The sequence below is a fragment of the Acinetobacter sp. 228 genome (assembly GCF_048147885.1).
Genome location: NZ_JAYWYV010000125.1, coordinates 1 through 1,803, shown reverse-complemented (window position 1 = coordinate 1,803; position 1,803 = coordinate 1). Strand labels below are relative to the sequence as shown.

3 protein-coding genes are annotated in these 1,803 nt (G+C 37.2%); 2 read left to right on the top strand and 1 reads right to left on the bottom strand.

What is annotated here, in order from left to right; all coding sequences use genetic code 11:
- A partial coding sequence (locus VXQ92_RS16550) for a GNAT family N-acetyltransferase (protein ID WP_416682560.1) occupies positions 1-380 on the top strand: 380 nt, incomplete at its 5' end.
- On the opposite strand, the gene VXQ92_RS16545 is transcribed toward VXQ92_RS16550, so the two are convergent.
- On the bottom strand, positions 377-1,183 hold the full coding sequence (locus VXQ92_RS16545; protein ID WP_001237339.1) for a peptidoglycan DD-metalloendopeptidase family protein: 807 nt from the start codon (positions 1,181-1,183) through the stop codon (positions 377-379). The two genes, VXQ92_RS16550 and VXQ92_RS16545, sit on opposite strands and share 4 nt — an antisense overlap.
- 300 nt (positions 1,184-1,483) lie before the next feature.
- On the opposite strand from VXQ92_RS16545, the gene VXQ92_RS16540 reads away from it, so the two are divergent.
- Positions 1,484-1,803 (top strand): Clp protease N-terminal domain-containing protein (locus tag VXQ92_RS16540; protein ID WP_416682559.1); only part of this gene is annotated, 320 nt, incomplete at its 3' end.

Genomic DNA, 1,803 nt, shown 5'->3' with positions numbered 1-1,803 from the left:
ATTTACTTAAACAAATGGGATATTCACAGCCTTTAAAAGTAGTTCAGGAACAATTTCAAATACTAAGTAAAGATCCTAATGCGATTACGTTGGTCGCAGCTGACGATTTAAAAGTGTATGGAGTTTTATCGCTTTATTTTATTCCACAAATTGCCTTACAAGGTGACTTTGCCAAAATATGCTATCTGTGTGTTGACGAGAAAATGCGTAGTAAAGGAGTGGGGCATTTGCTTGTACAAGAAGCAGAACGGATAGCAAAGCAACGTGGTTGTGACCGAATGGAACTTCATTCGGGGATACAAAGACCTTTGGCACATCAATTTTACCTAAGAGAAGGCTATGTCGAAGCGCCAAAGTACTTTCGTAAAGCTTTAAATTAATGAGTGGTGTTTAGAAAAAGTTGAGGGTCTACCCGTGCATTGTTAAGGCTCATTCCCCAATGTAAATGGGGGCCTGTGACACGTCCTGTTTTACCGACTAGACCTAAAGTTTCCCCTTGACGAATATGTTGGCCTTTTTCTACTTTTATCTCGCTTAAATGACAAAACATACTAATTAAGCCTTGACCGTGATCGATTAATACAGTTTGTCCATTAAAAAAATAATGACCTGTTTGAACGACTACACCGTCTGCTGGAGCAACTACTTTTTGGCCTATTGGTGCTGGAATGTCTAGACCTGAGTGTGGAGCACGTTCTTCACCATTAAAAAAGCGTTTTCTTCCAAAAGAATTGGTAAATTTACCAGAAGTTGGGCGTATAAATTTTGGTAAGGCTTGCCACGAACTTTGCGTAAATGAACTATAAACATCATTTTGTTCTTTAGCTTCTTGAGCGTAACGATCTAATTGACTTTGATTGGGATTTACATAGTCTTGATTGGTAACTTTAAGGCGTTGCTCAGCATATGGATAGGATTTAACTTCTATTTGAATAGGGGTTTTATTGGTTTCGAGTTGAATACTACCAAGTGGAGTAGATAACGGAATACCGAAAACAGCATAACGCTGTTGTCCTTCTTGGCTAATTAAAACCGGTTTGTGTTGAAAAGTGACCTGAGTAATATCCGAAGTTAAAGGAATAACTGCAATACCACCGGGTCTTCTTGAATCTTGGGGTAACTCCGCCATTGCTAGAGTCGAGCTAAAAAGACAAGTTGTTAATATAATATGTTTTAAGCGCATTTTTAATTTCAAAAACAGGATGGAATTGGAAAGATAAATTAATTCTTAATTCGGGAATTCTCAATGAAGTCTTTGTGAAGACTATAAAATAGATGAGAGTAAATATAAATATTCAAGCTATTTAATAAAATGTAGCCGAAGTGTACTTGAAATATATACAAAACAAACCCATATTATAATCGAGTTTTACTCGCAGTATTTTTTATAACTTAATGAAAAATATATAAAAATTTATTTGAAATCCGAAAAAGTGTTCCCATCTATTACACAAGTACGAATTTGTTGTGAGGAATAACAAGAATGCGATTTGAAAAATTTACGAACCGCTTGCAGCAAGCCCTCTCAGATGCTCAATCCTTAGCGATGGGTAAAGACCATACAGCTATAGCAGGTATTCATATTTTGAGTACTTTATTGGAAGAGCCGTCCAATATTAGTTTGTTGCAACAAGCAGGTGCACGGTTACCTGAACTTAAACAAAAGCTAGAGCAGGCTTTAAAAGATGCTCCGACTATTGCTAACCCGACGGGCGATGTCAATTTAAACCCAGAAGCAGTTAAAGCACTCAACTTGGCAGATCGATACGCGCAAAAAGCTGGCGATGAGTTTTTGTCAACTGA